The sequence below is a fragment of the Streptomyces sp. NPDC055078 genome (genome assembly GCF_053607985.1).
Window position 1 is genome coordinate 1 of the sequence record NZ_JBSGUP010000416.1, and the last position, 7,253, is coordinate 7,253.

A 7,253-nucleotide genomic window follows, 5' to 3' on the forward strand; every position below is an offset into this window, starting at 1 on the left:
GGCCGGGGAGATCCCCGGCCGGTCCGGCGTTCGCGTTCGTGTTCGCGTCGCCGATGACGAACTCCGGCCGGCCGTCACGGCAGACAGGTCCTGGCTGGCTAGGGCTCCGACGGCTGGGGCTCCGGTGCCGTGACGGTGTCCCAGGCCGCGAGTGCCCGGTCCGCGATGCGGGTCAGCTCCTCGCGGCTCGCGCCGTCCCGGGCCTGGACCGCCATGCCCTGGAGGACGGCGGTGTAGAAGGCGGCGACACCGGCGGTGTCCGTGCCGGGCGGCAGCTCACCGTCCCGTACCCCCTGGTCGAGGCGGGCCGTCAGATCCGCGATCCCGGTCCTGCGCCACTCGGCCAGGAAGTCGCGGGCCGGGGCGCTGGCCTCCGATGTGTTCATCGCCGCGAGCACGATCATGCAGCCGCTGGGCTTGTCCCCGCCCGTGTAGGCGACGGCGCTCGACCTCATGACGGACGCGAAGGCGGCGTACGCCGTCGGCTCGTCGGTGAGCGCGCGGGCGATCGGCAGCCCCTCCGTGGCGTCGAAGAGGGTCACTGCCTCACGGAACAGCCGCTCCTTCGACCCGAAGGCGGCGTACAGGCTCGGCGAGCTGATGTTCATGGCGGCAGTGAGGTCGGTCATGGAGGTCGCCTCGTAGCCGTACTCCCAGAACGTCTCCATGGCACGGGCCAGGGCGGCGGTCCGGTCGAAGCTCCGGGGGCGTCCGCGGGGTCGCGGCATGGTGGTCTCCTCGATTTCTGTGCCGATCGTTCAATATATCCTTGACGGGGGCGGGGTGCTCCGTGCAGCATATCTATATCGATCGGCACAGATATGGGGGCGGACATGAACGCGCTGCAGGGGAAGGCCGCTCTGGTGACGGGCGGCAGCAGGGGGATCGGGGCCGCGATCGTGCGGCGGCTGGCCCGGGAAGGCGCGGATGTGGCGTTCACCTATGTCAGCCCCGCCAGTGAACAGAAGGCGAAGGCCGTGGTCGCCGAGGTCGAGGCGCTCGGCAGCCGGGCGCTGATGATCGAGGCGGACGCCGCGCGTGCCCCGGCGGTCACCGGGGCCGTGGACAGAGCCGTCGCCGGGCTCGGCCGGCTGGACATCCTCGTCAACAACGCGGGGATCTACCCGTACGGCCCCTTTGAGGAGGTCACCCTGGAGGAGTTGGACCGTGCCCTCGCCATCCACGCCCGCGCGTCCTTCCTCGCGGCCCAGGCCGCGTCCCCGCATCTGCCGGACGGCGGCCGGATCATCACCATCGGCAGCAACCTCGCCGAGCGCGTGCCGTTCGCGGGCATCGTGCTGTACGCGATGAGCAAGGCCGCGCTGACCGGACTGACCCTGGGGCTCGCCCGTGAGCTGGGACCGCGAGGCATTACCGCGAATGTGGTGCATCCGGGGTCCACGGACACCGATATGAACCCGGCGGACAGCGCGGACGCGGATTATCAGCGTGGGCTCACAGCACTGAACCGCTTCCTCGACCCCGACGATGTGGCCGCCACGGTCGCCCATCTCGCAGGCCCCGGCGGGCGCGGTATTTCGGGGGCGGCCTTCACGGTCGACGCGGGAGCGAATGCTTAAGGAGGCGGCGCGCGTCCCCGGCGGGTCCCGCACCCGGAGTCATGACCACGGTGTGAGCAGACAGCGCCCGACGAGGCCGACCCCCGTGTCCAGCCGTTCCGTGAACTCCTCGGCCAGGCCCGGCATCCCCCGCACGCCCCACAGCAGCCGGGCCGCCGACCACGCGCCGTCACGGGCGCGGTCCAGGCTCCAGGCCCCCGCCAGATGGGTGAGCGGATCGGCGATCTCCAGCAGATCCGGCCCCGGCATCAGATCCTCCCTGATGCGCTCTTCCATGAGCGTGAGGATCTCGCCCACCCGGTCGAACTCGTCCTCCAGATCGGCCGGTTCGCACTCCAGCGCCCGGCAGGTGTCCACGACCGCGAGCGCCAGATCGTGCCCGATGTGCGCGTTGATCCCGGCCAGTGCGAACTGGACTCCGCGTACGCCGGGATGGCGCCTGTACTGGAACAGCGGACGCCAGCAGGCGGGCGGCCGGCCGCCCCTGTCCACCGCGTCCACGGCCGTCAGATAGCGGTGGGCGAAGAGGACGTCGAGAGTGACGGCGGCTCCCCGGTCGGGGAACTCACCCGCCTCGATCCGGCGGCCGATCTCCTCCGTCACCGCCAGATAGACCCGGTTGAAGACGGCGACCCCGTCCTTCGCCGGCCAGCGGGAGCGGTGCGCCCGCATCCGGTCCGCCACCCCCGCCACACCGAAGCCGGCCGGGGACGGCCGGAGCCCCGGGTCGGTCCCTGCCGCGAGCTGTTCCCTGTGCGCCATGGAGGCAGCGTCCCAGCCGACGGGCCGATGAGGTGGCGGGCGGCCCGGACTTCCCCGGAACGGGGGACGCCGGGCCGGGCCGTGCCCGATACCTCCCGCGCGGCCCGGGGTACAAACGGCCGGAACCGGCTCCTCCGGGACAGCCCTTCGCGGCCCGACCCGGCACCCTCGGACCTAGCGGCCCGGACCGGCTCCCGGGTCGGTGTCACGATCGGAGTCGTAGGCCGAGGTGCCCGCGTCCAGCAGGGGTTCCTGGCTCTTCAGATGGGCCGGGGCGAAGGCCCGCAGGACGTGGTAGCCGGTGATGACCACGATGGTGCCGAGCGCGATCCCGCCGAGTTCAAAGCTGTCGGTGATCTTCAGGCTGACTCCGCCGACCCCGATGATGATGCCCGCCGCCGCCGGTACGAGATTGAGCGGATTGCGCAGATCGACCTTGGCGTTGATCCAGATCTGGGCGCCGAGCAGGCCGATCATGCCGTACAGAATCACGGTGATCCCGCCCAGCACCCCGCCGGGGATCGCGGCCACCACCGCGCCGAACTTCGGGCAGAGGCCGAAGAGCAGGGCGAACCCGGCGGCGGCCCAGTAGGCGGCGGTGGAGTAGACGCGGGTGGCGGCCATGACGCCGATGTTCTCGGAGTACGTCGTGTTCGGCGGCCCGCCCACGGCGGTGGACAGCATCGAAGCCGCGCCGTCCGCCGCGATCGCCGTGCCGAGCTTGTCGTCGAGCGGTTCGCGGATCATCTCGCCGACGGCCTTGACATGTCCGGCGTTCTCGGCGATCAGCGCGATGACGACGGGGAGCGCGACGAGGATCGCCGACCACTCGAAGCTCGGGGCGTGGAAGGACGGCAGCCCTATCCAGTCCGCCCGGCCCACCCCCGAGAGATCGAGCCGCCAGTGGTCGACGGCCTCGCCGCCGCCCACCGGGGAGTGGATCTTCCCGAAGGCCCGGTCGAGCACCCAGGAGAGCAGATAGCCGAAGACCAGTCCGAGGAAGATCGCGATGCGGGAGAGGAAGCCGCGCAGGCAGACCACGGCGAGGCCGGTGAACAGCATCACCAGCAGGGCGGTCCACTGATCCTGCGGCCAGTAGGTGCTGGCGGTGACGGGAGCGAGATTGAAACCGATGAGCATCACCACCGCACCGGTCACGATCGGCGGCATCGCCGCATGGATGACCCGCGCGCCGAAGCGCCGCACGGCCAGACCCGCCAGGAAGAGCGCGGCGCCGACGACGAGGACCGCGCCCGTGACGGTGGCGCTGTCGCCGCCGCTCGCCCGGATCGTGGCCGCCACGCCGACGAAGGAGAGCGAGCAGCCCAGATAGCTGGGGACCCGGCCGCGGGTGGCCAGCAGGAAGATCACCGTCGCGACGCCCGACATCATGATCGCGAGATTGGGGTCGAGACCCATCAGCACCGGTGCGACGAAGGACGCACCGAACATCGCGACCACATGCTGGGCGCCCAGACCTGCGGTACGGGGCCAGGAGAGGCGCTCGTCGGGGCGTACGACGGCGCCGGGAGCGGGGGTCCGCCCGTCGCCGTGCAGGGTCCAGCGCACGCCGAGGTTCACGGGCCGCTCCTCACGTTCTCAGGGGTCTGGAAGGTCCCAGGGGTCCGGCGGTACGGGGGTTCGCATGGTGTGGGGGCCCTCGGGGTCCTCGATGACCGGCGCAATCGTAGTGTGAGTTCCGGCCAGACGTCCCCTCCGTGAATTCCGCCTTCCGCAGGGGGTTTCGCCATCGGAGCCCGGCCCCGGCCGCTCCGGTCCCGGCGCTCCGGCCCGCGCGACGCCCCGAAACCGCTCGGTTTCATGAGCGGTCCGGGGCGTTCGAGGGCGTGTTGCGAAAGTAGCGCCGTCCGCCCGCAGGCCGGGCGGGACTTTCGCAACACACCCGAGGGCGACGCCGCTCAGGGCAGGGGCTCGGGGACCGTGTCCGTCCCGGCCTTCTGCGGCTCTCCCGACCGCCTGGCCGAGCGCAGAACCCCCGCGCCCAGGACGAGCCCCACCGCCAGCATCGTGACCAGGCCGAAGGAGACGACGAGACTCGTCGCGTCGGCGACCGCGCCGATGGCCGATGGCGCGATGAGCCCCGACGTATAGGTGATGGTGGCGACACCGGCGATGGCCTGGCTGGGGTTCGGACCGCTGCGCGCCGCCGCCGCGAAGGCCAGCGGTACGACGACGGCGACGCCCAGCCCGATGAACGCGAAACCGGTCATGGCGATCGCCGGATGCGGTGCCAGGACCACCAGCACTCCGCCGGCGGTCGCCAGCACACCACCCGTCCGTACAGTGCGCACGGGGCCGAACCGGTCCACGACCCGGTCGCCCAGGAGCCGGGCCACCGCCATCGTCAGCGCGAACGCCGTCGTGGAAGCCGCGGCGAGCCCCGCCGAGGTGTCCAGCTCATCGCGCAGATAGACCGCCGACCAGTCCAGGCTGGCCCCCTCCGCGAACACCGCGCAGAACCCGACGGCACCGATCACCAGCGCGGACTTGGGCGGCAGCGCGAACCGAGGCGGTGCTTGCTCATCCGGCGCGCTGCGCAGATCCGGTACGCCCTGACAGGCCACCAGCCCGAGGAGGGTGAGGGTCAGGGCCGCGATCGTGTGGTGCAGCCGGGCGTCGCTGCCCAACTGGGCGGCCAGGGTGCCGCCCGCCGAGCCGACCAGCGCCCCCACGCTCCACATACCGTGCAGGCTCGACATGATCGAGCGGCCGAGCCGGTTCTCCGTCTCCACCCCGAGGGCGTTCATCGCGACATCGGACATGCCCGCCGCGGCCCCGTACGCGAACAGCGCCGCACAGAGGGTCCCCAGATTGAGGGCGAGCGCGGGGAGGATCAGCGAGAGGGTCCACAGGGTGAGCAGCCCGCGCAGGGCGTTGCGGGCGCCGAAACGGTGGCTGACGGCTCCGGCCAGCGGCATCGTCACCGACGCGCCGAGCGCGGGGAAGGCGAGCGCGAGCCCGAGCTGTCCGGCGCTGACGCCGGCGTGATCCTGGATCCAGGGGATACGTGTGGCGAAACTGCCGGTGACGGCTCCGTGCACACAGAAGACCGTGGCCACGGCGAACCGTGCCCGTTTCCATCGCTGCTGCCCGAAGGCAGGTTTATACGCCATACAGGCGTCCCTCCCTGTTATTGGTTCCCGTAAACTATCAGGAACCCTCCCTGATGATTGTGGAAATTGCAGGAGGATGGATCTGAAAGGATTCCGGCATGCCCGCATCCCCGAGCACCGCCCGGGCCATCAACGACCGGCTCGCGCTTCAACTGCTCCAGCGCGAGGGCCCGTTGACGGCCGGACAGCTGAAGACCATGACCGGACTCTCCCGTCCCACTGTCGCCGATCTGGTGGAAAGGCTCCAGGAGTCCGGGCTGATTCAGGTCGTCGGCGAAACGGGCGCCCAGCGCCGGGGCCCCAACGCCCGGGTGTACGGGATCGTCGCCGACCGCGCGCATCTCGCGGCCCTCGACATCCGTACCCAGGGCGTCTCCCTCGTCGTCGCCGATCTCCTCGGTGCCACCCTCGCCGAGGCGTCGCAGCCCATCAGCGGCGAACTCGGGACGGAACCCGCCGTCGAACAGGCGGTGGCGCTCCTGGAGCGCACCGCCCTCGACGCGGGCGCGACCCGCCTCCACAGCGTCGGCATCGGGGTGCCCGGGCTCGTCGACCCCGCCACCGGTGACCTTCGCGATGCCACGGGTCTGCCCGCATGGCACCGGAAGCTGGTCGCCGCGCTCCAGGAGCGGTTCCCCGCCCGGATCGTGCTGGAGAACGAGACCAACCTCGCCGCCGTCGCGGAACAGCGCTCGGGCGCCGCCCGGGACCGGGACACCTTCGTCTTCCTGTGGCTGGGCCAAGGCGTCGGCGCGGCACTGTTCCTCGACGGGCGGCTCCGCAGGGGAGCGTCGGGCGGCGCGGGCGAGATCGGCTTTCTGCCGGTGCCCGGTACGGGCGGTCTGCCGTCCGCCTTCGCCTGCGACGGCGGCTTCCACTCCCTCGCCGGATCGGCGGCGATCCGCTCCCTGGCGGAGGAGTACGGGCTCAAGCCGCGCGAGTCCCACGCCCCGGCGGCGGCCGTCGTCGCCGGGGCGGTCGCCGGTGGCCGGGACGACTTTCTCGATGTCCTCGCCCACCGCCTCTCCCTGGGCGCGGCGGCGGTGGCGTCCGTCCTCGACCCCGGCTGTGTGGTCCTGGGCGGAGAGGTCGGACTGGCTGGCGGCAAGGTGCTGGCAGCCCGGGTCGAGGCCGGACTGGCCGCGCTGACCCCCCTGCCCACCCAGGTCAGGGCGGGCGAGCTGGGCGGCACGGCCGTCCTCAGGGGCGCTCTGCTCGCGGCCCGTGACACCGCCCAGAACGAACTGTTCGCCCCGGGCGCGTAGCTCCCTCAGGGGCGGCGCTCCCGGGCCGGGGCCCGTAACGCCGCGTACGGACACCGCGTCGGACACCGTGTACGGCCACCACGTAGGGCCGTGCTCCCGGGTCGGCCGATGTCCCGTACGTCCTGCCGCTGGGCGCCCGTGTCGCCCCTGCTCGGACTTCTCGCCCCGGACCGCCCCGGACGCCCCGGACCGCCGGGACCACCGCTTCCGTACGGCCTCGGCCGGAGCGTCCAACGGAGTCCCGCCGTGCCGCGACCGCGAGCAGCGCCCCCGGGCGGACCCCGCCGACCCCGCCCGTGAGCCGCACGCGTGCGGGCTCGGCGGAGGCAACGCGGACGACCGGGACGGCTCGGACGGCTCGGACGACCGGGACGATCAGGAGAACCGGGCCCCGGTCACCTCGCGCGCCGCGCTCTTCGCGCGGCGTCGTGGCCCTGGCCCGCTCAGGCGAAACGGCGGCCGAGGAACTCCTCGAACGTCACCTTCCCCACCGCGCGGTCCGGGGCCAGATG

Annotated in this window: 6 protein-coding genes; 2 read left to right on the forward strand and 4 right to left on the reverse strand. The window is 72.2% G+C overall.

The genetic code is table 11. The features are described 5' to 3' along the window. Positions 1–98: 98 nt before the first annotated feature. Positions 99–728, reverse strand: a complete 630-nt coding sequence (locus ACWF94_RS27865; RefSeq protein WP_453494192.1) for a TetR/AcrR family transcriptional regulator — start codon at positions 726–728, stop codon at positions 99–101. Between the two features lie 105 nt (positions 729–833). Here ACWF94_RS27865 and ACWF94_RS27870 point away from each other — a divergent pair, with 105 nt between their 5' ends. After that, on the forward strand, positions 834–1,580 hold the full coding sequence (locus tag ACWF94_RS27870; protein WP_453494195.1) for an SDR family NAD(P)-dependent oxidoreductase: 747 nt from the start codon (positions 834–836) through the stop codon (positions 1,578–1,580). A 39-nt stretch (positions 1,581–1,619) separates the two neighbouring features. On the opposite strand, the gene ACWF94_RS27875 is transcribed toward ACWF94_RS27870, so the two are convergent. From ACWF94_RS27875 to ACWF94_RS27885, 3 genes are all read right to left on the reverse strand, one after another. Next, a complete protein-coding gene (locus ACWF94_RS27875) occupies positions 1,620–2,342 on the reverse strand; it encodes a DUF5995 family protein (protein ID WP_453494198.1) in 723 nt (240 codons plus the stop codon). 174 nt (positions 2,343–2,516) lie between these two features. Next, positions 2,517–3,923, reverse strand: a complete 1,407-nt coding sequence (locus ACWF94_RS27880) for a uracil-xanthine permease family protein (protein ID WP_453494201.1) — start codon at positions 3,921–3,923, stop codon at positions 2,517–2,519. A gap of 338 nt (positions 3,924–4,261) precedes the next feature. Then, positions 4,262–5,476, reverse strand: a complete 1,215-nt coding sequence (locus ACWF94_RS27885; protein ID WP_453494204.1) for an MFS transporter — start codon at positions 5,474–5,476, stop codon at positions 4,262–4,264. Positions 5,477–5,574: 98 nt separating this feature from the next. Here ACWF94_RS27885 and ACWF94_RS27890 point away from each other — a divergent pair, with 98 nt between their 5' ends. After that, positions 5,575–6,741, forward strand: coding sequence for an ROK family transcriptional regulator (locus tag ACWF94_RS27890; protein ID WP_453494206.1), 1,167 nt, complete (start codon positions 5,575–5,577; stop codon positions 6,739–6,741). Positions 6,742–7,253: the final 512 nt, after the last annotated feature.